Here is a 24207-nt window from a genome sequence, read left to right as displayed (position 1 = left end):
TCAATCAACAGCTAGAAGACTTATAGAATTATCGCGATTAGGCCGCCGGAGCCTTCGTTGATGATTCGCTCTAGTGTTTCTTTTAGTTTGTATCTGGCGTTTTCAGGCATTAACGATATTTTCGCATGAATTCCTTCTCTAACAATGGAGCTCAGGGAGCGTCCGAAGATATCGGAATTCCAGATAGATAGAGGGTCATCCTCAAAGTCTTGCATCAGGTAGCGGACAAGTTCTTCGCTCTGCTTTTCAGTTCCGATAATCGGAGCGAATTCACTCTCCACATCCACTTTAATCATGTGAATAGATGGCGCCACCGCTTTTAATCTAACCCCAAAGCGGGATCCTTGGCGGATAATCTCTGGTTCTTCAAGACTCATATCTGTAAGAGCAGGAGAGGCAATGCCGTAACCTGTCTGTTTTACCATTTTCAGTGCGTCTGAAACTTGATCATACTCCGCTTTTGCATATGCAAAATCTTGCATTAATTGCAGCAAGTGATCTTTTCCTCGAATCTCCACTCCCACTACTTCTTTGAGGATGTGATCGTACAAATCGTCTGGAGCATATAGATCGATTTCCGCGATTCCCTGCCCCATCTCTATTCCTGCAAGGCCGGCCCTGTCAATGAATTCATACTCGCTGAATTGACCTACCACACGGTCCACGTCACGAAGACGCTTAATATCCTTCACCGTGTCTTTTACAGCCTCTTGGTAGCTTTCACGCAACCAGTGGTTATCCTTCAGGACCATAACCCAGCTTGGAAGATTAACATTCACTTCAAGTACCGGGAATTCAAATAGTGCTTCTCTTAACACATTGTAGACATCGGATTCCCTCATGCTTTCCACACTCATCGCAATTACCGGGATATCATATTTTTCACATAGCTCCCGCTTTAATGCCTCTGTTTCCGGATGATGTGGCTGTACGGTGTTGATGACCATGATGAATGGTTTGCCAACTTCTTTTAACTCTTCGACAACCCTTTCCTCTGCTTCAATGTAGTCTCTGCGAGGAATTTCACCTATGGAGCCATCTGTCGCAATGACAACACCAATGGTGGAATGTTCTTGGATTACTTTTCTGGTACCAATCTCCGCCGCCTCATGGAATGGGATTGGCTCTTCATACCAAGGAGTATTGATCATTCTCGGACCATTTTCATCTTCATAACCTTTTGCACCAGGCACCGTGTAGCCCACACAGTCTACAAGACGGATATTTACATCAAGGCCCTCATCTACTTTAACCTTTACTGCCTGGTTAGGAACAAACTTAGGCTCTGTTGTCATAATCGTTTTACCAGCTGCACTTTGCGGCAGCTCATCTTGAGCACGAGCTTTATCGGACTCGTTTCCTATATTCGGCAGAACCACTAACTCCATGAATCTTTTGATGAACGTTGATTTCCCTGTACGAACAGCTCCTACGACCCCTAAATATATATCGCCGCCCGTACGTTCAGCGATATCTTTGAAAATATCTACTTTTTCCAAGTGATTCCCTCCCGACATTTATCTTGGGATTTTCATTTTCTAGTAAGGATATAATCTATGACACTATATGTGTATGATGTTGTCCTAATTAAATATGACTACTTTAATAGAAAATTCATCCCGTTTCCCTCTTTATTTTTATATATGGTTGATATCATGAATTAGGGGGGCATTATGTTTCATGTAAATAAAACAAAAAACCCTTCTTTAGAATGTATTCTCTAAAAAAGGGTTCATGACAACTATTCTATTCTTTATTTAAAAACACTGGTTCATTGTTCTCATCTACAGTATAGGCAAGCGAGAAAGCAGGTACAAACACGGAATGTTCCACTATGATGTCACGGATGTCATCCCCTGGTTTGTAATTATGTTCATGTTCTTGCAGAAAATCGTACAAGTCAATTGAATAATCTAATTGAGCTTGTCCTGCGTTATTTAGAACAAATGGCAAGTTTTTACCTGAGATTGGACTCTCTGCAAAAGGCTCTGATTCATAGCCGAGTTTTTCCCAATCTAATTTGAATGCCTGATCATTTATTACCTCTTTGATCGGGGCATATCCGTTATTCGCGCGCTTGTACATATCAATTCTAATGTTTATATCACGAATCTGTTCGGCCACCCGAAGGTCAATGAGCTTCACTTTAGGATCTTCTTCAACATCCACAAGCACATAGAGGTAGACTCCACCACTCTCGAATGCCGTTCCAGGAGGTTCTTGTATGTATCTTGGGGATAGTTTGTTAAAATCAATTGGATACTTTTGATAGATTGGTGTCTCCATATCCCTGTCTTTTATCGGCAACAAGCCACCGGATGCCTTGCGGTATTGGTCGACTGAGGACTGAACCGCTTCAAGTTGGTCTAAATAAGGGACTTGGTTTTCCCTTAGACGATCTTGGGGATATAAACAACCTGAAAGGACGCTGCTTACCACCAGAAGTCCTACTACTAGAAAGAACCTTTTAAATTTCATAAATTATTCCTTCTTTCATCATTATTGCTCCGGTACAGGACCACTGAATACAACATAAAAAATAATTAGACCGGCAAATAGAATCAATAAAAAAGCAACCGTATTCAAAATACCTCTGATAATAGTGTTTTTCACCTTGAATCTAGTAAAATAAACCGTTAAAACGGATATAATCATGAACCCCATCGCTACAAACGAAATCCACATCTTCATTAATGCAGGTGACATCCTCATCTCTCCTTTTCCGTGAAACATTATAGCATAAGATTTACATGAAGTGAAACAACAAAAAAAGCTGAAGTAAAAGGGGCCCTTTTTACTTCAGCAGTAATAGAAAGACTAAATAATCCAATCCCACAGCTCAACCAGTGATATCCTCATACACATCTTATGCGGCACTTTACATACATGCATCGCCAAATGCCTATTTATCGTAAAAAAGCTTGTAAAAATTATGGATTTCTTTCCTGAGCACCCTCCTATGGTTTCTTCCTTATAAGTTATGCACTATTAAAGGATGGGTGTTTGTTTATTTTATGTATAGATTCATTAAGAAAAATTGGGTTTTTAGACATTAGTTTTTGGTTGATCGCCGCTGTTCCTTTACGCAAATGGCTCCGCTTTCCGCGGGACGGTGCTTGAGCCTCCTCGCTGCGCTATGGGGTCTCAAGCTACCGTTATTCCCCGCAGGAGTCTCCGCCTTTTGCTCCAATCCACAGCTAGAAATTACGTTAAGATATGTTAATGCTTTTTCAGATAATACCTAAGTTAAATGAGGCCACCTTGTTGATTGTAGTGGAAGGCGCGAAGACGCCCGCGGGAGGAAGGGACAGGTGAGACCCCGGAGGCGCAGCCGAGGAGGCTCACGGACCGCCCGCAGGCAAGCGAAGCGCCTGGAACGGAAATCAACCTAATGATAGACTTTCTTCTCTTAAAACAAACAGAAACCCCTCCGTAATACGAAGGGGTTTCTCAGTTTACTGGACTCTGTCACCTAAGAGTTGTGCAAGGTCGTCCAATTCTGTTGTTTTAGAGCGGCTCATCAGTTCATCCACCGCATCCTTTGGATCCACTCCATCAAATAATACATGATAAAGTGCAGATGTTAGCGGCATTTTCACTTGGAGCTTTTGGGATAGCTGATATGCGGCCTTGGTGGTACGTACACCTTCCACAACCATTCCCATGCTTTCTAATACTTCTTCAAGCTTCATGCCTTTCCCTAACATGTTTCCAGCTCTCCAGTTTCTACTGTGAACACTTGTACATGTTACAATTAGGTCTCCCATTCCTGTCAAACCTAGGAATGTAAGCGGATTGGCCCCAAGGCAACTTCCAAGGCGAGCAATTTCAGCAAGCCCCCTTGTGATCAAAGCAGCTTTCGCATTATCGCCATATCCAAGGCCATCCGTAATACCAGCAGCCAACGCAATGATATTTTTAAGAGATCCACCGATTTCGACTCCTACAACATCACTATTCGTATAAACACGGAAATGCTGGTTGATAAATAGGTCTTGTACCTTTTCAGCAGCTGCAAGATTCAAAGAAGCTGCCGTAACCGTTGTAGGTTGTCTCATGCTTACTTCTTCTGCATGGCTGGGACCTGAAAGAACGACAACCGCTTCACGGATAGATTCCGGAAGTTCATCTTCTATCACTTCCGACACCCTTAAATGTGTATCAGGTTCGATTCCCTTACTTACATGAACAAATAAAGCCGGCGCCTTCAAATAACCTTTTAATTGTTGGCACACTTCCCTCATCGCTTTTGTAGGTACAGCAAGAACGATGGTTTCTACAGAATCAACCGCCTCTGCCATGGACGTAAATCCTACAATCTTTTCGGATAGCTTAATATTCTTTAAGTATTTTTCATTCGTATGGCTTTGATTGATTTCATCGATTTGAGCTTGTTTATGCCCCCATAGACGTACTTCGTGATTATTGTCGGCAAGTACCATTGCAAGGGCCGTGCCCCAGCTTCCTGCTCCTAATACAGCAACCTTTTTCACTGACTCACTCCTCCCTTTTACTTTCGTGGACGTGCGATTAGTTTAATAGGTGTTCCTTCAAAACCAAATGCGTCTCTAATACGATTTTCCAAGAAACGTTTGTATGAGAAGTGCAGAAGCTCTGGATCATTGACGAAAATAACAAAGGTAGGCGGTTTAACTGCAACCTGTGTCGCATAATAAATTTTCAAGCGCTGGCCTTTATCGGTTGGCGTCGGATTCATTGCAACCGCATCCATGATAACATCATTCAACACGGTTGTTACCACTCGCATGGAGTGATTTTCACTTGCCATGTCGATTTTAGGAATAAGTGTATGGACTCGTTTCTTTGTTTTAGCAGATAAGAAGACAATCGGTGCATAATCCAAGAACAAGAAGTGATCTCTGATTTTTTGCTCAAATTCCTTCATTGTTTTTTCATCTTTTTCCACGGCATCCCACTTGTTAACTACAATAACAATGGCTCTTCCCGCTTCATGTGCATATCCTGCAATCTTTTTATCTTGCTCAATGATTCCTTCTTCTCCATTGATCACAACTAAAACAACGTCTGAGCGTTCAATCGCACGCAAAGCACGTAAAACACTGTACTTTTCAGTCGTTTCGTATACTTTTCCTTTTTTACGCATACCAGCTGTATCAATAATAACGTAATCTTTCCCGTCATAGGAGTAAGGCGTGTCAATTGCATCTCTTGTTGTACCTGCAATGTCACTTACAATAACACGTTCTTCACCAAGCAACGCGTTCACAAGAGAAGACTTGCCGACGTTTGGACGGCCAATTAATGAAAATTTAATGATATCCTCATCATAATCTTCTTCTTCATCTTTCGGGAAGTTCTCAATGACAAAATCAAGCAAGTCTCCAAGTCCTAATCCATGTGATCCAGAGATTGGGATCGGCTCACCAAAACCTAGTGCGTAAAAGTCATATAAGGTATCTCTCATGTCAGGGTTGTCTACTTTATTAACGGCAACCACGACAGGCTTTTTAGAACGATAAAGAATTTTTGCAACCTCTTCATCAGCTGAAGTTAACCCTTCACGGCCGTTTGTCATGAAAATGATTACATCCGCTTCATCGATGGCAATTTCAGCTTGTTCACGAATTTGCGTCATGAACGGTGCATCACTAATTTCTATGCCACCTGTATCAATAATATTAAAATATTGGTTTAACCATTCTCCAGAACTGTATATTCTATCTCTAGTAACTCCTGGTACATCTTCTACGATGGAAATTCTCTCTCCAACGATTCTGTTAAAAATTGTGGATTTCCCCACGTTTGGTCTTCCAACGATCGCTACGGTTGGTTTTGGCATGGTGACCACCCTCCCATTTTTCTATAAAATTTATGTAATATTTCTTTCATGCTAATCATTCGATTTTATTAGTCTTTACAAAAGAATGTTTTAGGATACTTTGTTGTATCTTCTAATAAAAGAAACCCTCCTGCAAAGGAAGGTCTAACTTGAATAGTTTAACATTATTCCCCGCAATAAGGAAGTCTGACTTTTTGCAAAGCCATAATGTTGGCCTTAATGTTTGACAATAATATATAATTCTTCACCCAACCCGTGTGCAATTCCGTCTAGTATCGCTTCAAGGTTTGCTGCAACAAATTCCATTTCCTCTTTCGTTTCACAGGTGAAAATAGGTGCTCCTCCAGCTATTTTGCTTGTATTGGTCGTAATTACAGCAAGTATATATTTCTCAACTTCCATCCTGCTTGTTCACCTTTTCCTTCAAGTTTTTCGTAGGCATTCTTATAGCATTTTCCAAAGTTGGTACCCGTTCTAGAATGGCCATCCCTATTTCCAAGTCCTGTTCCTGTGGTAAGAGGAATACTCCTACACGGCCATCATCTAAATCCCTTTTAGCCAACGGGACAAGTGCAGGCGTACCGGAATCACGGTACACTCCAAGTGCTGTCGACATGTCATGGAGAATCGCCTGTCTCTGTCCAAGGTTTGCTATCGTCGTTCTGGCATTGAAATTTTTCGGTTTTAAAATAAAGCCCATCCCATATTGCAAAACTTCTTTTTGGCGATCAGGTAATCCAATATTCATAATATAGATATTATCAACATACAAGCCTGCACCATCAAAGTGAGGCTTCACATACTCAATATCTACAATATCCTTCAACTGCCCACCAGTCATTAATTTATGGGATATAAGAGCCGCAGAAATACCAACAACTAACCCTACCCAAATGTTTGCTGCCAAATAAGCAAGCGTGGCCAAAAACGCAGTAATCATAACTAAATAGTTTCTTCCTTCAAAGGCAATGGCGATTCCCTCGATATATGTACTTCCTCTTGGTACCAATTCAAATGCATCCAATTCCGTAAGGGTGTTTCTCTCCATATTTCTTACATCACGAAATTGCGAAGCAGCCAGAGCTAAAAATGTGATAGCCGCAAACTCCTCTTCCATAATGGCTGGCACCGCTATAGTACCTAGACCTGAAGCAATGAAAGCGAGCGATAAGTGTATGATTTTCCCATGCAGATAGGTAGGATATTGCCGATAGTCGGTCACCAGCATATATAGCCTTGTCGCTAAACCTATTACCACCCCAAAAATTATGGGCAATGTGTACTCATTCATCCTTGTCTCTCCCTTACGCGCTTTTGAATTAAAGAATCTAGGTGTATGGTCAATGTTTCAAACATCATCCATGTCCCCATTCCCGCTGAAGACAAAGCGAGAACTGCCATAAACTCAAAGGACCCAATATCCGAATAGGAAAAAATGCGGTCTGTTACAATACTGCGCAAAACCTCACCCAGTAATACCCCTGTAAGCATAAACACGAACCTTTCCCTCTTTGTTTTAAAAAGGAGCAATGATAAATATAAGATAATGACGGAAAGCAACCAGGTTCTGTCTAGAAAAATCCAGACCGGATCATATATTTCAAATATGAATAAAACATACATACGCCAACGCGACGGTACAGATGGAGAAATAATGTAAAATATATTTTTGCTTTTAATGAATTTACTAGCATTATAAGAGCAGTAACAGCCAACATAAGAAATGAGGCAGTTATAGTGAAGCCGAACATTTGTACAGTGGTGGTTGAGCCTGCTATTACTACTAGCAAGAGAATAGACATATTTGTTCTGATTGCAGATTTAGGGAAGAAAAACGTAACGATAATCCAACCCATCCAACTTAAAAAATAAAAATATTGTGCTGTTGTCTCCATTTTTCTCCCTCCTCTCACCAAATCATTATGCCTAAAAAGAGAGAATACTAATCATTCATCACAGTATGTTTTTACCGATTAAGCAAATAATATGAAACAGATTCTGAGAAAAGAGGTGATCACATGGGAAAAGATAGACAAGAAAGAAAACTGAAAGCCCAAAAGAGAACGGAATCAGACCGAGATCAATCTCTAAAGTATCCAGGAGCAACAAGTATGGAAGGCCCTGAAGGAGCAAGAGAGCGAAATAAATAACAAAATCGCTAACGCGACCTAAACCCACGTCCCAAAATCTTTTGGGGCGTTTCTCGCTTTTCGCATAGCTTCGAAATGTTGGCCTTGGCCGGATCTTTCCTTTGCGCTCATCTTTGACTATTATCAAAATCCTTGTAACCAATGGCTTCATATTGGCGATGAGGACATCTCTACCCCTGATTTCTCGTCACCGAGGTCTTCATAACAACGATGAGGACATCTCTACCCCTGATTTCTCGTCACCGAGGTCTTCATAACGACTATGAGGACATCTTTACCCGTGATTTCTCGTCACCGAGGTCTTCATCCGGACGATTAAGAATTACAAGTATAAAAGTTAGTGCTTTTTCATATCACTTCGGTTAGATACCTTTTCATTAAACCCTAGGTGAATGAATGAAGTCGTCTTGTTGATTGGAGTGGAAAGCGCGCAGACGCCCGCGGGAGGAAGGGACAGGTGAGACCCCGGAAGCGCCTGGAACGGAAATCAGCGGAATTATAAACTTCCCCTCAATAAAAAAACGCCTTCTTTCTATTATTCAGAAAGAAGGCGTTGGTTTGTGTATATTAATTTTGAATTATCCTATTGCTATAAGCGGAGCATTCTACTCCACGCTGAGTCAACCAATGATACGTATCACCTTTAATCACGATAGGAGCCTGCTGCAATTGCTCTATGGTAGAGGCGCTGAGTGCAGTCATCATCCATCTCAATTCGTCATGTGTTTGATGAATTAAGTGAATTAAATCTTCTTGCCCTTCTTCCATAAATACTTTTAAAAAGTAACCTGCTAAGCCAACAGCTGAAGCACCTAGAGCTATAGCTTTGGCAATATCCATTGGCTTTTGTATTCCACCAGAGCCAATAATCGAGGTGCCAGGTACAGCATGTTTCACTTCCGCAATGGAAGCTGCGGTAGGAATTCCCCAATCATTAAAAAACTCCAACCTTTGTGTACGGCGCTCGTTTTCTATTTTAGAGAAGTTAGTTCCTCCAAAACCACTAACATCTATAATTGACACTCCTGCATCGACTAATTTCTTAGCTGTCTCGCGACTAATGCCAAAACCTGTTTCTTTAACGATTACCGGCACATTCAAGGAGTTAACAATATCCTCGATTCTTCCGAGAGCACCCGAAAAATCACGATCACCTTCAGGCATGACAAGTTCCTGAATTACATTCAGATGAATTTGAAGGGCATTCGCCTCTAGCATGTCCACTGCCTGTTTGGCTTGGTCCACAGTGGCCTCGCTTCCCAAATTCGCGAAGATCAGACCATTAGGATTTGCTTTTCTAACTATCTCGTATGTAGCTGCCTCATCCCGGTCCTTAATCGCCGACATCTGTGATCCCACTGCCAAGCCCACATCGCACATGTTCGCCACTTCAGCCAATGCCTTATTGATCTCCCACGTTCTTTTACCGCCCCCACCTGTCATTGCATTGATAAAAATAGGCGAACTTAGTGAAAGTTCGCCTATTTTTGTATTCAATTGAATGTCAGTGGTGGAGAGGTTGGGCAAGCTTTGATGGACAAACATTACATCGTCAAACCCAGTTTGCCTTACTTGTCCTGTAGTTAATGCGTGTTGTATATGGTCCATTTTCCTTTGAGCTCTACTCACCAGTTATCACCTTGACATATTTATTTGTATATCGTTTATTATTTCTTAAGTTTGCTTAGTTTATCCCCGATCATTTCGCCCAATTGGAAACCGCCAGTGTCCTCTGATTGGTTATACTGACTGTAATCCTCTTCTTGTTCAGGCTCTTCCAACTCACGGATGCTTAAGGAGATTCTTTGATCTGCTTCGTTAACGTCCAACACTTTTACTTGTACTTTATCGCCTTCTGTTAAGACTTCATGAGGCGTACCGATATGCTTGTTGGAGATTTGAGAGATATGAACCAAGCCTTCCACACCAGGAAGTACTTCAACAAAAGCTCCGAAGGAAACCAGGCGCTTTACAACACCTTCAGTTACGCTACCTGCAGATAGCTTTTCTGATACTTGGGACCATGGTCCAGGCAATGTTTCTTTAATGGATAAAGAAATTCTTTCGTTGTCGCGATCTACAGAAAGAACTTTAACATTAACCTTTTGACCTTCCGTCACAACATCTGAAGGTTTTCCTACATGTTCATAGGACAGTTGAGAAATATGGACTAATCCATCTACTCCACCAATATCAACAAATGCCCCAAAGTCCGTAATTCGTTGTACGGTACCTTCAAGCACTTGACCTGTTTCAATGGTATCTAACAACTCGTGTTTTTTATTTTGCATCTCTTCCTCTACTACTGCACGGTGAGAAAGAATCACACGGTTTTTCTCTTTTTCAAGTTCTACCACTTTAAACGTTAATGTTTTCCCTTTGTAATCAGAGAAGTCATCAACAAAGTAATTTTCAACTAGGGAAGCAGGAACAAATCCTCTTACGCCAAGATCGACCACAAGGCCACCTTTGACTACATCCTTGATTTCAGCTTCAAACACTTCTTTGGATTCGAATTTCTTTTGCAGATCTTCCCATGCCAAGTCAGCATCCACTGCTTTTTTAGATAGTACTAGTAATTCTTCTTCAACCTTTGTAACTTTTAGTTGAAGTTCCTGACCTTCTGAAACGACATCTGTCGCTTTTTCCACATGAAGGCTGGATAGTTCACTTATTGGGATGATACCATCTAGCTTGCTGCCCTCAATAGAAACAAGGACCTGTTTTTCTTCTACTTTTGTAACTGTTCCAGTCACTGTGTTGCCAACCTCTAAATTGTTAACTTCTACTTGATTCATGTCTTCCACCATCATTATTACCTCCTCCATACAAACCAGCTAATCCATTATTTATGTAAGTAACGGTAGACGTTACGTAAGCATGCCGGCATTAGCCTTAACATGCGAACTTAACAAAAGTTGCATTTGTTTCGTGTAATAATTCATAAATTAACGGATGTTAACTTACTTGATTGATCGGACAGATCAATTAGCATTGCCTGGTGATAAATTAGCAGAAATAACCTTAACAAATTCCTACATAATTTAGCTTCCTTCTACTAACTTCTAATAAATAGGACATTTTGTCAAGTCAAAACTCTTAAACTATCTGTTTTTTTCGATAAGTTCCCTTATGGAATCCATTACCACTAAAGTAGCTTCTTCTGCCGAGATTTTCTCCAGACGGTGTTGGGTAAAATCGATAGGCTTTCCATACACCACTTTCAGGGGTTGAAACTTCTTGTAAGGTCCGATGACCGCACACGGTACTATTGTTGCTTCGGAACGGAGTGCAAAAAATCCTGCACCTGCCAAACCTTTGCCCAATTCACCTGTTTTACTTCTCGTACCCTCAGGAAAAAGTCCTAAAACATGCCCCTCTTTCAGCACTTTTAAAGCTTTTCTCAAAGCTTCTCTATCACTCATTCCTCTTTTTACCGGAAAAGCATGAAGCTTTGGAAGGATCGTTTTTTAAAATGGGAACATGGAAGATCTCTTCTTTTGCCATAAAGTGAACGGTTCTAGGTGAAGTAATGCCGACTACCGGAGGATCCAAATTGTCTATATGATTGGAGCAGATTAAAACGGAACCTTCTTTAGGTATATTTTCACTGCCAACCACTTTAATGCGGTACAGTGGCTTAAGCACAACAGAAACGATGAACTTGGCAAATGAGTAAAATGTCATGGTTATCTAGTCTCCTCATTTTGATGAACTAAAGCCATAATTTTCTCCACAACTTGATTAATATTCAAGGAAGTGGTATCAATTTCTTTCGCGTCTTCTGCCTTTTGTAATGGGGCAATTTCACGCTCGGAGTCAAGCTTATCTCTTCTAGCAATTTCTTCTTTCAGTTTTTCAAGATCTGAGTCAAAGCCCTTTGATAGGTTTTCGGCATGTCGTCTATGTGCTCTTTCGTCTACAGAAGCCAAAAGGAATACTTTTATTTCAGCATCAGGAAGTACATGAGTTCCGATATCTCTTCCGTCCATCACCACTCCGCCTCTTTTAGCTAGTACTCTTTGTCTTGCAACCATTTCTTCACGGACATGTTTATGCTTGGCAACAATGGATACATTATTCGTCACTTCATGTGTGCGGATTTGCTCTGTTACATCCTCATCATTTATGTAGACATGCTGCGATTGATTGTTTGCAATTCGAAGATCGATATCCATCTTTTCTACTAGTTGTTGTAAAGATACCTCGTCTTCAAGGTTAACATCTTCCCTAATCGCTTGGAATGTCACTGCTCTATACATAGCGCCTGTATCAATGTATAAATAACCTAATTTGTCTGCTACAATTTTTGCTACCGTACTTTTACCTGCCGCTGCAGGGCCATCAATTGCTATAGATAATTGTTGTTTCATAGTTCCTCCTGAATGTACCTTTTATCATTTTTTCACATGAAAAAAGCAGGTCACCCTGCATATTTTCTTAGACTTATTGCATGTATATTTTATCATACTCATCTACTTTGGTCGAATGTTTCTATATGTTCTATTATCTTCATACCGCCTACTCCCTCATACTGAATGACCTTGCTTAAAAAAGGGGCTGAGTCGGTATATAACAAGAGTCCTTGTGCACAGATGAGACAGATTAATTGGATGACGATCAGTTTGATAATGATCCTTTCCACTCTTTTCATATTATTCTCCTTCTCTTTTACCAATCTCTATACTACTATCAGTATGGATGGATTTGGAAGGAATTATGCTAAAGAATGGGTTTTTCTTAACAAGAGTTGCTGTTCAAAGCAGTACTTCATAATGATTTGTCTTTGCACTTCATTAACTGGATCAAATTGCAATGATACTTTCCACCTATTCTTTGCCTTATCCTCTACTAACCTAATGATTTTACTTTTGAGTTTTAAATAATGGATCTCTCCATTATTTAAATGAATGACAAATGTGGTGAAAATATGACCCTTTTCAGGCAGACTGGCTTTTTCTGGCAAAATCAGTGCAGCACCTCCTGCACTAATATCATGTGTAACCGTGACGAAAGGAGTAAAATGAAAGGAAAGCGGATGAACCGATACATCTATATTACTTTCGACCCTCACATACTGTCTCCTCTGAACTTTCAATACCTGGTGATAACCCGGAAAGGACAATTGTACCATTGGAATTGCTTGTTTCATTCTTCCAAGGACTTCACTTTCAAATGTATATGCAACACCTTCATCTGTCACATATGTAATGAGTAATTGTGTACCATTCAATATGTAGGTCGTTCTCCCGTTCTCCATGTGTGATGGATAGTCGACATAAAACTCTCTCTCTTTTACTTCCTGTACTTTACATCTATATTTTTCAACTTTATCATCGTTTCTCACTTGCAGCGTTAATACGACCCCTGGTTTTAACAAAAAACTGCCTCCCTTAACAAAACCGTTCTCTCTATATACTTATTAAACCATTTTACGAAAAAAAGGAAAAGCCAATTTTGACTTTTCCTCCATATAATTACAAATCATATAACAGTTCCGGGTTTTTTAGTTTTTCCACTTTTTCTTCACGTCCATCATTGGCATTGATGAAGATCTGATAGGTGTCATTATCGATTGTCCCCAGAAACTCATAACACAGTACCTCTTCGCCAAGATCATTGTTGATAACGGCAAGGGAATCCTCCATGATCATTACCTTTTCATTGATTCTCTGTTTTGCTTCTTCTAATGAAATACCAGGTTCAGGTATTTCTCTTAAGTGGTGGGACATTAAGTAATCTTTAGCAGAAAAGCCGACAATCTCACCTGTTTCAAGACTGACTTTCATTTTGATGGAATCTGGATATATCCGCACCCCATCTACATTTGACACAAATGTAAAGATACCAAGTTTGTTGTATTCTACACTCTCATATAAATCCAGCGTGTCAAATTTATTCTGTTTCAAAAAGTTTCTGGCTTTCTCCGTTGCTTCGTTTAAGCTAATGTTCTTTTTTTTCGATTCTTTATTTTGGACCAAGTAAATAGGTATACCACCCTTTTTGGCAATATCCATGAATGTGTCCTGTTGATTTTTATCAACTATTTTCAAACTGTAAAAACCAAACTTTGAGCCTTCGCCATTTTCCGTAATGGTGATTTTTTCGTTTCCTTCAAGTTCTAAGTATTTATCGGCAATCTTTTTTGCTTCTTCTTCTGTTATCGTTTTTCCTGAAAGCTGGCTAAAATTCTTATCTTCCTGATTCATGGAGGTAAAAGTCGGTCCGAAGTCTGCTTCATCATAACCTTCCACGTTTTTCTCGACCGTTTTAAAGCCATCAATAATCGTATTATCCTGCGGCTGGTCTTTAGCAGAAAGCGCAAGCTCTACATCCATCCAGCGCAGATTGTTGCTCATAACCATGCTTTGAACTCTTCTCAGTTCTTGTTTTATTTCATCCGACTTTTGATAAAGCGCTTGAAGTGTACTATATTCTTCATCCGTTAAAGGATTTTTGTCCAAATCCCTAACGGCCACTTGATACGTATAGTCCCCTGTATTCGTCAAAAACTCTTCCGTTTTGTTAAAAGGCAGGAGTGTCAATGGTAACTGGCCAACATCGTTCTGGGCTTCTGATGTGATTCTCCATACCTCGGCAAAGGATGGCGAAAGTTGCTCTCTTGAACTCATTGCCAAGGTTGTTCCTATTTTGTCATGCAACAAATCTACATGATAGACAAGGTCATGAAAAGCACGCTGATAATTGTTTTCCGCATTAATGAGGACTGCGTTTTTATCTTGATGCTCTTGATAACCCCAATAGCCTGTTCCTGCTACTGCAATTGCTAATACAGCGATGATAACAAGTCTCAACATAATTCTTCACCCTCTTCTTTAGTCACAGAAAATGTGCTTTCCAATTCGCTTAATTTGCGGACGTCCCCAAATCCATCCACTTGTTGCCGTATCAGGATTAAAATAATACGTTGCCCCTTCTGATGGATCCATTCCGTTGATTGCGTCAACAACCGCTCTTTTAGCTGTTTCATTAGGTGTTAACCAAATTTGACCGTCAGCCACCGCTGTAAACGCAAGTGGTTCAAAGATCACCCCTGATACAGTATTTGGAAATGTCGGTGAGTTGATGCGGTTAAGGATAACCGCAGCCACCGCGATTTGACCTTCATACGGTTCTCCACGTGCTTCTCCGTAGACTGCATTTGCCATCAATTGGATATCATTTTCCGAAAATCCACCAGGCATATTGGTTGCACTCTGTGCTTCTCCTTCATCTTCTGCCGGTTGATCTTCGGGAGCAGCCTGTTCTTCAGGAGCCGGGGCAGGTTGTTCCTGTTCCGATGCTGGCTGCTGCTCTGGCGCTGGTTGCTCTTGTTCCGGTGCTGGTTGCTCTTGTTGTTGTCCTGGAGCAGGTTGCTCTTGATTAGGTGCAGGCTTTGCTTGATCCTTTTGCGGTGCAGGAGTTTGCTTTTGATATTGCGTTTTTTGCTTAGCCCATTGGTTTGCTGCTCCTTGCTTTGCTTTATCAACTGTCGCTTGTGATGGTGCCACTTGATACTTTAGTTCCATACCGCCATAATGCGTAAATTTCTTACCAGCATTGATTTGCTGGTGAACCCATTCTTTATTGTATTTTGTAGCTTTTTGAAGCATTTCTTTCGTTTTAGGACCAACTAATCCATCCACATGGTCTAGACCAAATTCTTGCTGAAAATTTTTCACAGCCCAATATGTGCTCCATCCATATACCCCATCAATCCTTGCATGGTAATAACCGTTATATTGGAGGCGGGCTTGCAATTCGACAACATCATTCCCTGTCGCGCCTTTTTGGATGATCTGTTCAGAAAAGGCACTGACTGAGTTTTGATTTATCGAAAATAACATACATGTGCTAAAAAGGAACATACATGAAATTATTAGTAACCGTTTCACCTTACATTTCCTCCTTTGTCTTCTTTAAACAATTGTTACAATGTATTTTCTGTAGATATTGGTATTTTATACAGATACATTTGGAGAAAAGAGGTATTCCATAATATGGATTATTTCCACATAAAAAATAGCCCGGCACATACGTCAATGTATTTAACGTTTGTGCGAGCTATATTTCTACAGTATTTGCAAGCTTTACTTTTCTTAGGCCAAGCCACCATAAAAAAATCATAAATGGAACCATATATAATCCCCAATATTTCTGAGAGAGAATAATCATATCGTACATTCCGTGCAAGAAGATCGGAGTCAATAAAGACAACGTAAGGCATATCCGTTTATGTTTAATATTCGTGTTAAATTTACCTTTTCCAATATAGTAGCCCATAATCACGCCAAATAAAGCATGACTGGAGACAGGGAGAATTGCTCTGCCAAAGGCTAGCTCCACTCCATTTGCAATCAAGAAGAGAATATTCTCTGCTGTAGCGAAGCCTAAAGAAACAGCTACACCATATACAATTCCGTCGTAATGCTCATCAAAATGGAGATTTTGATAGACAAGATATATGAGGATAAACCACTTGAAGAATTCTTCAAGAAGACCCGACATAAGGAAAGCTTTTACTAAATGTGAGGTGACCCCAAGCTCGAGTTCAATTACGTATTGCATAAACATTAGCGGAAACACTAGCAGTGCACCGAACATAAATATTTTAAATACATAGGTGATTGGTTCTTTTTCAAAAGTATCTTTTAAATAAAAATAAGACAACAATGCTAAGCCTGGAGCAATCCCGGCGGATACAACTGCCAGCATAAATAAGCCTCGTTTCAATCTGTTTTTTTTTATCGTATCATGTTATCGTAATTAATGAAATAAGATGTCTAAACTTTTGGAAATTGTTTGTAAAATATAATGATTAAAGAGAAAGCCTAAACTAATGAGGTGCATACGACTATGAAAAAGAAAATCATGATTATTCACACAGGTGGGACGATCTCGATGTCAGAGGACGAACAAACCGGCGCAGTATCGCCAGGTGAACGAAATCCTTTGACCACCATCCCTTTGATCGTTGACTCTAACATTCATATTGAAAGTCATGAACTATTTAATCTTCCTTCCCCACATATAACATCACAACACATGCTTTTGCTTTCAAAATTTATTGATCAACAGGTTATGGAACAAGGTATTGAGGGGTTTGTGGTTACGCACGGAACGGATACTTTAGAGGAAACCGCCTTTTTCTTGGATTTAACGGTTCAAACACGGGTTCCAATCGTGCTGACCGGAGCAATGCGTTCAAGCAACGAAATTGGTTCTGACGGCCCTTATAATCTCCTTTCGTCTGTAAAGGTTGCGGCTAGCGAAGAAGCCAAGAATAAAGGCGTGCTCGTTGTACTGAATGATGAAGTACATACCGCCAAGAACGTAACAAAGACACATACATCTAATATCGCAACATTTCAAAGCCCTCAATATGGTCCAATTGGGATTGTAACTAAACGAGGAGCATTTTTTCACCATTCGCCCGTTTCCAAAGACAAATACCAGGTAGATGCCATCACGAAAAACGTCATGCTTTTAAAAGCATATGCCGGCATGGATTCAAGTATTTTTCATGCATTAAAAGATATGCAAGTGGACGGTGTTATATTAGAAGCTCTCGGACAAGGTAACATTCCTCCTACAGCTGTGGAGGGCATAAAGTCTTTGAGGGAAGCAAATATCCCAGTTGTGATGGTATCACGTTGCTTTAACGGAATAGTGCAGGATATTTATGGCTATGAAGGGGGCGGACGCAGGTTAAAAGAGCTTGGCGTAATATTCTCGAATGGACTGAACGGGCAAAAAGCCAGAATTAAACTGATGGTTGCCTTAGAGAGTACAAATGGTCCAAGTGAATTACAGGAATTGTTTTTAAGATAAGTGCCAATAAGTTTAGGGAGATGGCGACTCTGGGGCTCAGTTACCGTTTTGGTGATATATTGCTTGCTTCCGGCTTTGAGACGCCTTCTCTGTTACCGTCTTCGGGTTTCGTTGCTTGCTTCGGGCCTTGAGACGCCTTCTCTGTTACCGTCTTCGGGTTTCGTTGCTTGCTTCGGGCCTTGAGACACCTTCTCTGTTACCGTTTTCGGGTTTCGTTGCTTGCTTCAGGCCTTGAGACGCCTTCTCTGTTACCGTTTTTGGATTTCGTTGCTTGCTTCGGGCCTTGAGACGCCTTCTCTGTTACCGTCTTCGGGTTTCGTTGCTTGCTTCGGGCCTTGAGACGCCTTCTCTGTTTCTGTTTTTAAGTATTGGGTGCGACTTGGAGCTTAGATAGTCCAATTCACACCCAATATCTATAATTACTATTCTCTCCCCTTAATACATTCCGCAATCATCCCGCCGTGAAAGCGGCCGTTTTCAATAAAAATTTCGTTTGCATTATTACCTGCTGCAATAACACCAGCAATAAAAATCCCCGATACGTTTGTTTCCATCGTTTCCTCGTTAAAGGTGGGACGTCCTGTCTCTACATCTATCCCGACTCCCATCTTCGTCAAGAAGGAATGGTCTGGATGATACCCAATCATGGCAAACACATGATCATTATAGATCGTTTGCTCCTCACCATCTTTATTAACAAATGAAATCTCTTTCTCGGTAATGCTTGTCACATTAGATTCAAATTCCATTCGAATGGTGCCATTACGTACTAACGCATCAAATTCCGGAAGAATCCATGGTTTTACACTTGGCGAATATGTCTCCCCACGGTAAATGACTGTTACATGTGCATCTGCTTTTACTAATTCTAATGCCGCATCCACACTAGAGTTCTTCCCCCCAATGACAGCCACATGCTTATCAAAATAAGGATGCCCTTCCTTGAAGTAATGCGATACTTTGTCTAAGTCAGCCCCAGGCACATCCAGTTTATTGTGGTTATCATAATAGCCAGTCGCAATGATGACATGTTTTGTGGAATAGGATTGTTTGGATGTATGTACGATAAATGAACCGTTCTGAACTTTTTCCACATGTTCTACTAATTCAAACGTGTTCACTTCAATTTTTTTTCTCTTCACTACTTCCCGATAGTATGTCAGAGCTTGAATTCTAACAGGCTTTCTGTTTTCTGTGATAAAAGGCACTTCTCCTATCTCGAGCTTCTCGCTTGAGCTGAAGAAGGTTTGGTGCGTTGGGTAATTGTAGATGGCATTTACAATGTTTCCTTTTTCTATGACAAGAGGGGATAGTCCTGCATCTTTTAGTGCAATGGCTGCTGCCAGTCCGCATGGACCACCGCCGACAATGATGGCATCTCTGTTTATCACCGTTGTTCAACTCCGTATTTTTAAATTCAGGGGATTTTATTTTATACTTTGTTGATCTCCGTTCCAGGCTCTTCGCTTTCCGCGGGCGGTCCGGGAGCCTCCTCGGCTTCGCCTGTGGGGTCTCCCCTGTCCCTTCCTCCCGCAGGACAAGGAAGACTTCGACAGCAATACATCGCACGAAGAAAATGCGATAGCATTTTCGAGGAGTCTTCGAGCCTTCCACTTCGATCAACAAGGGTTAGCTTGCACAATCAGAAAATCCCCCATCATTATATGATAGGGGATTGTGAAAGCTTAAGCAAATATTAAATCCAGCCTCTAAAGCGGGATGCTTCGGCCATTTTACGTGCACCGACCATGTATGCGGATAATCGCATGTCTACACGGCGGCTTTGGGATGTTTCGTACACATTGTTGAACGATTTCACCATTACTTTTTCAAGCTTTTCTTCTACTTCTTCTTCTGTCCAGTAGTAACCTTGGTTATTTTGTACCCACTCAAAATAGGAAACTGTTACTCCACCCGCACTTGCAAGCACATCGGGAACAAGAAGAATGCCACGGTCCGTAAGGATTTGTGTACCCTCAATAGTTGTAGGTCCATTCGCTGCTTCTACTACAATTTTAGCACGGATATTATGTGCGTTCTCTTCCGTAATTTGGTTTTCGATCGCTGCCGGAACCAAAATATCACATTCAAGCTCAAGCAATTCTTTATTGGTAATCGTGTTGTTGAAAAGTTTTGTAACCGTTCCGAAGCTGTCACGACGATCTAATAAATAGTCGATATCCAAACCGTTTGGATCATACAGTCCGCCGTACGCATCAGAAATACCTACAACCTTTGCACCTGCATCATGCATGAACTTGGAAAGGTAACTACCCGCATTACCGAAACCTTGTACAACTACGCGAGCTCCTTCAATATTAATTCCTTTTTTCTTCGCTGCTTCACGAATGCAGATGGTAACCCCTTTAGCTGTAGCTGATTCACGGCCATGTGAGCCACCTAATACTAGAGGTTTTCCTGTAATAAATCCAGGAGAGTTAAATTCATCGATTCTGCTATATTCATCCATCATCCAGGCCATAATTTGGGAGTTAGTGAACACGTCTGGAGCAGGAATATCTTTTGTTGGTCCTACGATTTGGCTGATTGCACGGACATAGCCGCGGCTTAGTCTTTCTAGTTCCCTAAATGACATTTCACGAGGATCACAAACAATCCCGCCTTTACCTCCACCGTATGGAAGATCCACTATTCCACATTTTAAGCTCATCCAGATGGATAGTGCTTTTACTTCTTTTTCAGAGACATTTGGATGGAAACGAATTCCACCTTTAGTTGGTCCAACTGCGTCATTATGTTGTGCGCGATATCCAGTAAAGATCTTTACTGATCCGTCATCCATCCGGACAGGGATTTTTACCGTAAGCATGCGCAAAGGTTCTTTTAGTAATTCATAGACTTCTTCGGGATAGCCTAGCCTCTCTAATGCTTTATGTATAACAACTTGTGTCGATTTTAATACATCTAACTTGTCTTCAGAACTTTTTTTATCATTGCTTTTCTCGGCTACCATAAGTAAACCTCCTAGATTGTCTCACATAATAAGATTGAAATAGTCCATCTTCATGACATAGTATACACCTTACTTCAACTTATGCAAAGATAGAAAATAAACTTTTATTAAAAAAATGTAACCGATTACAAAACGTAAGAAATATCAGAAAATACTTACAGCCTACACTACAAAATGATCTATGTAGAATAGGCTGCTTTCTAATTAAAATAAGAATTTATTTGCTTCATAGCGGATTGTTTCATAATCAATTTTCCATATTCTTCTATTCGGTGTATCGTCATGGTCGATGGTGTCCCGTATTCAGATAATAGTGCAATTAAGGTGTCGATATCCATGTCTGCATCCACATCTTCTTCCATCAGGAGAAGATAGAACATATGATCATGCGAATAAATGGTACCGCCATTTATATTGAGGCTTTGAAGCCTTTTGGCTAAATCGATTAAGTGGTCGAAAGATTGAAATACATAAAACAGTTCTTGGCATTCATCTACTGTCACTTGCATCTCTATATAATCATCATTGAACTCTTCTTCTATTTCCTCGTGTTCTGTTGATGTTACAATTACCACCATGCCCTGAGCTTGAAGGGCATATACTTCCACATTCAATGATCCACTCACTTCAAAACCCAGCTCCGCACTAGCTTCATCAATCATGTCACGAAACAGCTGATGAACCTTTTGCGAATCTTTCCATAAATCCTCTTTTGTTAACCCGCGATCTTCCAAGTCATCAAATGTGAGGAATATCTTTATCTTGTTGTAGTTTAAACGTTCCAGCCGCATGAAAGACTCCTCCCAACCTTTAACACCATAGAACTTCTTACATTTTATGATAAAAGGTGTAAGTTGGTTCGTGAGTAATTCGTATTGTTGCAGATGAAATCAGTTCATTCTGACCCTTAGCCAATCTTCCCATTCTTTCATTGAGTTTCCGATAAGGTGATCAGCGTATTTATGTTTTTTAATTTCTGGCATTTTATCCACTGCGGTACCTCCCAACCCAATCAAGAGGTCCGGATATTGTTCTTTAAGCGCTGTCACCATTTCTAATGTTTTTGGCAGGTTAATGGACAATGTACATGACAGGAATAAAAATTTCGGTTGTACTTCTTTTAAAACAATATGAATATCTTCATCGGCAATACTTGTTCCTAAGTATATGGTTTCAAAGCCTTTTCTACGCACAAACAGTGTATATATCAATAATCCCAATTCATGCCATTCACCAGGTCCGCATACTGACACGGTTTTAGGTAAAAATCCATTCACTGGTAATCCATGAAGAATCATTCCTATTCTAGAACGCAAAAATGCAGACGCAAAGTGTTCATGTGCACTTGATATTTCATCATTTTCCCACATGTCACCAACCTTCACTAATAGCGTCCCCAAAATATCTATTAACACTTTTTCTTACAGAATATAAACTGAATATTTTATCCATTAATTCATGAGCTTGACCTTCATTGAACTCCAATAGAGCTTCTAGTAATTGGTTTAGCAAATCAGTAGATAAATCTTCTTTGATCTGTATGTTGTGTAGAATCTGATTCCAAAAGAGCCTGATTGTTTTTTTCAAGAAGTGAAACAGCTTGACTGATGGTGAAGCCTTTATTTACCCTCTGTATTAGCCACTTCAGTATTTTGATATGCTCTTCCGCGTATAATCGGTGCCCGGACTCATTCCTTACGGGAGCGATGATCTGATATCTTCTTTCCCAAGCCCTTAATGTACCCGGTTGGATACCCAGCATTTTTGGATGCTGCCTTAATATTGTATTTACCTTCATTATTTGCCATACAGATCCCTTTCTCTCTTTTCAAAATCATTACTTGCATTATATAGCACGAATGGTGCTGTGTAAACTTTGTATAGGTTTGGAATAGGTGTCATCTTTTCTGAGAGACTTAAGAAAGTTATGCCATCAAAGTAAAAAAGCGGCACCTGAAAATCAGGCCTCCGCTCGTGTAGTAACAGTCAAAATATGTGTTTCAGGCGGGGCACCAAGCCTAAGCGGCACTAAAGAAGTCCCAAAGCCATTACTGATTAACTGTGTTGTATATGGCAATTGAGTCAGTCTTCCTTTTTCATGAGGACCGAAACCAAAAATCCTAATTTGCCCGCCGTGCGTATGCCCGCTTAAGACAAGGCTGATTTTTTCTCTATCTGTAAACTTCTCAACAATTTCAGGTTCATGACTGACCAAAATTTTAAAACTGTCGCTCTTCGTTTCTTCTAGAGCAGTGGCAAGGTCATCCCGTTCATGGACCAGGTCGTCCACCCCAACTAATTCCAGTCTGTCACCAAGTTCACTTTCAAACAAATAGCTGGTGTTATCTAATATTTTCACTCCGTGTTGAAGAAGCAGGGAGTCTAATTCGTGATATTCCACCTCATAGTCATTATTACCCCATACGAAAAAAACAATGCCCAGTTTCTTTAGTTGTTCAATATTATCAGAAACTCGTGATAGAGGCACTTTCTTTTCTGTTAAGTCCCCACCTATAATCACCAAATCTATGTTGTTTATTTTATTAATGAACTCCGCACTGACTTTCCGTTTATGTATATCTGAAATAAAGAAGATTCTTATTTTACCAAAGCTTTGCGGAAAATCTGGAAATGCAAGAGTTTGCTCTATAATATTTTCTTGCATTGCTTGCTTATACATATAGAAAAGAAGTGATACTCCAAAAAGAGCTACCACTCCAAGTATGATCCATATCATCTCGAACTTCCCCTTTTGTACATAGTTGTAATCCAACTATATCACACTCTCCAAAATTTGTAGCAAACTCACTTTGTCTCATGATATAGATTGATATCAAACTCTTTTTTCATAAGATCAAATACTTGGTGTCGTTGCTTCCAGTCTGCAGGCTTCGGCCAATAGTCATCACTTCGTTTTACCATTTCCTTTCTGAGGTCATGGTACTCTTTTTCTGCCTTATCTTTTTTATACAGCAAGTACTTAATCATCCCAATCTGATAGCCAATAAACATGACAATCCAAAAATGAATAGAGCGATCAAAAAAATAGGAAATGCTTGCTGAATAAGAAGCGAATTGCTTGAAAATAAAGAAGTAGATGTACATTAAAAATAATCCTAAAGTAATGCAACAGGATATTCTCCATCTCCACTCCCTCTTTTTAAATGTATCTTGTTTTCGTTTTTTGTCTACTAAGAGTTGTAGCGTTTGTTTTGTTGCTTCGTCTGTATGATGGTTGAGCGTCTTTATTGCATGTTCCACTGTCATCCCCTCTTTCCAACCTGTCCTACTAAAAAACTATGCAGAACACATCCACTCTATGATTTACTAATAGAAAGGTTGAGGGGATAATTAAAAAAACCAGGCAGTAAACCGCCTAGTTTTAAACTACAAAATTTTAGTTGTTGGGTAAACGACGCTGTTGACTTCCG

22 protein-coding genes and 3 pseudogenes are annotated in these 24207 nt (G+C 40.3%); 2 read left to right on the top strand and 23 right to left on the bottom strand.

The features are described 5' to 3' along the window. Positions 1-20: 20 nt before the first annotated feature. The 8 genes and pseudogenes from spoIVA to M313_RS26950 form a co-directional block, all read right to left on the bottom strand. Entirely contained in the window at positions 21-1499 is a 1479-nt protein-coding gene (spoIVA, locus tag M313_RS0108205; RefSeq protein WP_010193642.1) for a stage IV sporulation protein A, read from the bottom strand. 247 nt (positions 1500-1746) lie between these two features. Then, positions 1747-2478, bottom strand: coding sequence for a YphF family lipoprotein (locus M313_RS0108200; RefSeq protein ID WP_010193641.1), 732 nt, complete (start codon positions 2476-2478; stop codon positions 1747-1749). 21 nt (positions 2479-2499) lie between these two features. After that, positions 2500-2706, bottom strand: a complete 207-nt coding sequence (locus M313_RS0108195; protein ID WP_010193639.1) for a DUF2768 domain-containing protein — start codon at positions 2704-2706, stop codon at positions 2500-2502. A gap of 749 nt (positions 2707-3455) precedes the next feature. Next, positions 3456-4493 (bottom strand): NAD(P)H-dependent glycerol-3-phosphate dehydrogenase, encoded by a 1038-nt coding sequence (locus tag M313_RS0108190; protein ID WP_010194122.1) that lies wholly within the window; start codon positions 4491-4493, stop codon positions 3456-3458. 17 nt (positions 4494-4510) lie between these two features. Continuing rightward, a complete protein-coding gene (gene der / locus M313_RS0108185; RefSeq protein ID WP_010194120.1) occupies positions 4511-5821 on the bottom strand; it encodes a ribosome biogenesis GTPase Der in 1311 nt (436 codons plus the stop codon). Positions 5822-6037: 216 nt separating this feature from the next. Continuing rightward, the gene (locus tag M313_RS0108180) at positions 6038-6223 is read right to left on the bottom strand and encodes a capping complex subunit for YIEGIA (protein WP_010194118.1); all 186 of its coding nucleotides are present in this window, start codon (positions 6221-6223) and stop codon (positions 6038-6040) included. Next, positions 6213-7112, bottom strand: a complete 900-nt coding sequence (locus M313_RS0108175; RefSeq protein WP_010194116.1) for a YIEGIA family protein — start codon at positions 7110-7112, stop codon at positions 6213-6215. Before M313_RS0108175 ends, M313_RS0108180 begins: the two co-directional genes overlap by 11 nt. Then, positions 7109-7677: pseudogene (locus tag M313_RS26950) on the bottom strand (YphA family membrane protein). Before M313_RS26950 ends, M313_RS0108175 begins: the two are co-directional and overlap by 4 nt. A 162-nt stretch (positions 7678-7839) precedes the next feature. Between M313_RS26950 and M313_RS25140 the strand changes: the two are divergent. Continuing rightward, entirely contained in the window at positions 7840-7971 is a 132-nt protein-coding gene (locus tag M313_RS25140; RefSeq protein WP_010194104.1) for a YpzI family protein, read from the top strand. A 567-nt stretch (positions 7972-8538) separates the two neighbouring features. Here M313_RS25140 and fni read toward each other — a convergent pair. The 9 genes and pseudogenes from fni to prsW all read right to left on the bottom strand — a co-directional run bounded on the left by fni (position 8539) and on the right by prsW (position 16686). Next, positions 8539-9600 carry a type 2 isopentenyl-diphosphate Delta-isomerase gene (gene fni, locus M313_RS0108155; RefSeq protein WP_010194100.1) on the bottom strand — a complete coding sequence of 354 codons (1062 nt, stop codon included), beginning with the start codon at positions 9598-9600 and terminating at the stop codon, positions 8539-8541. A gap of 38 nt (positions 9601-9638) precedes the next feature. Continuing rightward, positions 9639-10781 carry a 30S ribosomal protein S1 gene (gene rpsA, locus M313_RS0108150; RefSeq protein WP_010194098.1) on the bottom strand — a complete coding sequence of 381 codons (1143 nt, stop codon included), beginning with the start codon at positions 10779-10781 and terminating at the stop codon, positions 9639-9641. Positions 10782-11075: 294 nt separating this feature from the next. Then, a pseudogene (locus M313_RS23070) lies at positions 11076-11658 on the bottom strand (lysophospholipid acyltransferase family protein). Between the two features lie 2 nt (positions 11659-11660). Beyond that, on the bottom strand, positions 11661-12344 hold the full coding sequence (gene cmk, locus M313_RS0108140) for a (d)CMP kinase (protein WP_010194090.1): 684 nt from the start codon (positions 12342-12344) through the stop codon (positions 11661-11663). Between the two features lie 98 nt (positions 12345-12442). Beyond that, the gene (locus M313_RS0108135; RefSeq protein ID WP_010194087.1) at positions 12443-12625 is read right to left on the bottom strand and encodes a YpfB family protein; all 183 of its coding nucleotides are present in this window, start codon (positions 12623-12625) and stop codon (positions 12443-12445) included. A 63-nt stretch (positions 12626-12688) separates the two neighbouring features. Next, positions 12689-13351 (bottom strand): flagellar brake protein, encoded by a 663-nt coding sequence (locus tag M313_RS0108130; RefSeq protein WP_010194085.1) that lies wholly within the window; start codon positions 13349-13351, stop codon positions 12689-12691. A gap of 97 nt (positions 13352-13448) precedes the next feature. After that, positions 13449-14789: a germination protein YpeB gene (gene ypeB, locus M313_RS0108125; protein WP_010194082.1), complete on the bottom strand. Its 1341-nt coding sequence runs from the start codon at positions 14787-14789 to the stop codon at positions 13449-13451. Positions 14790-14807: 18 nt separating this feature from the next. Next, positions 14808-15839, bottom strand: a complete 1032-nt coding sequence (locus M313_RS0108120) for a cell wall hydrolase (RefSeq protein WP_050780666.1) — start codon at positions 15837-15839, stop codon at positions 14808-14810. 196 nt (positions 15840-16035) lie between these two features. Further along, complete coding sequence (gene prsW, locus M313_RS0108115) at positions 16036-16686, bottom strand: glutamic-type intramembrane protease PrsW (protein ID WP_010194077.1); 651 nt, start codon at positions 16684-16686, stop codon at positions 16036-16038. A gap of 141 nt (positions 16687-16827) precedes the next feature. On the opposite strand from prsW, the gene M313_RS0108110 reads away from it, so the two are divergent. Further along, positions 16828-17802, top strand: coding sequence for an asparaginase (locus M313_RS0108110; protein WP_029326395.1), 975 nt, complete (start codon positions 16828-16830; stop codon positions 17800-17802). A 422-nt stretch (positions 17803-18224) separates the two neighbouring features. On the opposite strand, the gene M313_RS0108105 is transcribed toward M313_RS0108110, so the two are convergent. The 6 genes and pseudogenes from M313_RS0108105 to M313_RS0108075 form a co-directional block, all read right to left on the bottom strand. After that, positions 18225-19193 (bottom strand): YpdA family putative bacillithiol disulfide reductase, encoded by a 969-nt coding sequence (locus M313_RS0108105; protein WP_010194075.1) that lies wholly within the window; start codon positions 19191-19193, stop codon positions 18225-18227. Between the two features lie 305 nt (positions 19194-19498). After that, positions 19499-20776, bottom strand: coding sequence for a Glu/Leu/Phe/Val family dehydrogenase (locus M313_RS0108095; protein WP_010194072.1), 1278 nt, complete (start codon positions 20774-20776; stop codon positions 19499-19501). A gap of 200 nt (positions 20777-20976) precedes the next feature. Next, positions 20977-21567 carry a genetic competence negative regulator gene (locus M313_RS0108090; protein WP_010194071.1) on the bottom strand — a complete coding sequence of 197 codons (591 nt, stop codon included), beginning with the start codon at positions 21565-21567 and terminating at the stop codon, positions 20977-20979. Between the two features lie 99 nt (positions 21568-21666). Further along, positions 21667-22584, bottom strand: a pseudogene (locus M313_RS26945) (MerR family transcriptional regulator). 152 nt (positions 22585-22736) lie between these two features. Beyond that, positions 22737-23513, bottom strand: coding sequence for a metallophosphoesterase (locus M313_RS0108080; RefSeq protein WP_010194067.1), 777 nt, complete (start codon positions 23511-23513; stop codon positions 22737-22739). Between the two features lie 68 nt (positions 23514-23581). Continuing rightward, entirely contained in the window at positions 23582-24037 is a 456-nt protein-coding gene (locus M313_RS0108075; RefSeq protein ID WP_010194066.1) for a DUF2663 family protein, read from the bottom strand. Positions 24038-24207: the final 170 nt, after the last annotated feature.

This window comes from Bacillus sp. m3-13, from assembly GCF_000175075.1.
GTDB classification, from domain to species: domain Bacteria; phylum Bacillota; class Bacilli; order Bacillales; family Bacillaceae_I; genus Sutcliffiella_A; species Sutcliffiella_A horikoshii_C.
The sequence above is the reverse complement of the archived record's forward strand: the minus strand, read 5'-3'. Positions and strand labels throughout refer to the sequence as shown.

What these genes read in the sequence shown, in the direction of transcription:
- M313_RS0108200 (WP_010193641.1), bottom strand. Translation starts at nt 2,478, where the DNA reads ATGAAATTTAAAAGGTTCTTTCTAGTAGTAGGACTTCTGGTGGTAAGC.
- M313_RS0108195 (WP_010193639.1), bottom strand. Translation starts at nt 2,706, where the DNA reads ATGTCACCTGCATTAATGAAGATGTGGATTTCGTTTGTAGCGATGGGG.
- der (WP_010194120.1), bottom strand. Translation starts at nt 5,821, where the DNA reads ATGCCAAAACCAACCGTAGCGATCGTTGGAAGACCAAACGTGGGGAAA.
- M313_RS0108180 (WP_010194118.1), bottom strand. Translation starts at nt 6,223, where the DNA reads ATGGAAGTTGAGAAATATATACTTGCTGTAATTACGACCAATACAAGC.
- M313_RS0108175 (WP_010194116.1), bottom strand. Translation starts at nt 7,112, where the DNA reads ATGAATGAGTACACATTGCCCATAATTTTTGGGGTGGTAATAGGTTTA.
- M313_RS25140 (WP_010194104.1), top strand. Translation starts at nt 7,840, where the DNA reads ATGGGAAAAGATAGACAAGAAAGAAAACTGAAAGCCCAAAAGAGAACG.
- rpsA (WP_010194098.1), bottom strand. Translation starts at nt 10,781, where the DNA reads ATGGTGGAAGACATGAATCAAGTAGAAGTTAACAATTTAGAGGTTGGC.
- cmk (WP_010194090.1), bottom strand. Translation starts at nt 12,344, where the DNA reads ATGAAACAACAATTATCTATAGCAATTGATGGCCCTGCAGCGGCAGGT.
- M313_RS0108135 (WP_010194087.1), bottom strand. Translation starts at nt 12,625, where the DNA reads ATGAAAAGAGTGGAAAGGATCATTATCAAACTGATCGTCATCCAATTA.
- ypeB (WP_010194082.1), bottom strand. Translation starts at nt 14,789, where the DNA reads ATGTTGAGACTTGTTATCATCGCTGTATTAGCAATTGCAGTAGCAGGA.
- M313_RS0108120 (WP_050780666.1), bottom strand. Translation starts at nt 15,839, where the DNA reads ATGTTCCTTTTTAGCACATGTATGTTATTTTCGATAAATCAAAACTCA.
- prsW (WP_010194077.1), bottom strand. Translation starts at nt 16,686, where the DNA reads ATGCTGGCAGTTGTATCCGCCGGGATTGCTCCAGGCTTAGCATTGTTG.
- M313_RS0108110 (WP_029326395.1), top strand. Translation starts at nt 16,828, where the DNA reads ATGAAAAAGAAAATCATGATTATTCACACAGGTGGGACGATCTCGATG.
- M313_RS0108095 (WP_010194072.1), bottom strand. Translation starts at nt 20,776, where the DNA reads ATGGTAGCCGAGAAAAGCAATGATAAAAAAAGTTCTGAAGACAAGTTA.
- M313_RS0108090 (WP_010194071.1), bottom strand. Translation starts at nt 21,567, where the DNA reads ATGCGGCTGGAACGTTTAAACTACAACAAGATAAAGATATTCCTCACA.
- M313_RS0108080 (WP_010194067.1), bottom strand. Translation starts at nt 23,513, where the DNA reads ATGATATGGATCATACTTGGAGTGGTAGCTCTTTTTGGAGTATCACTT.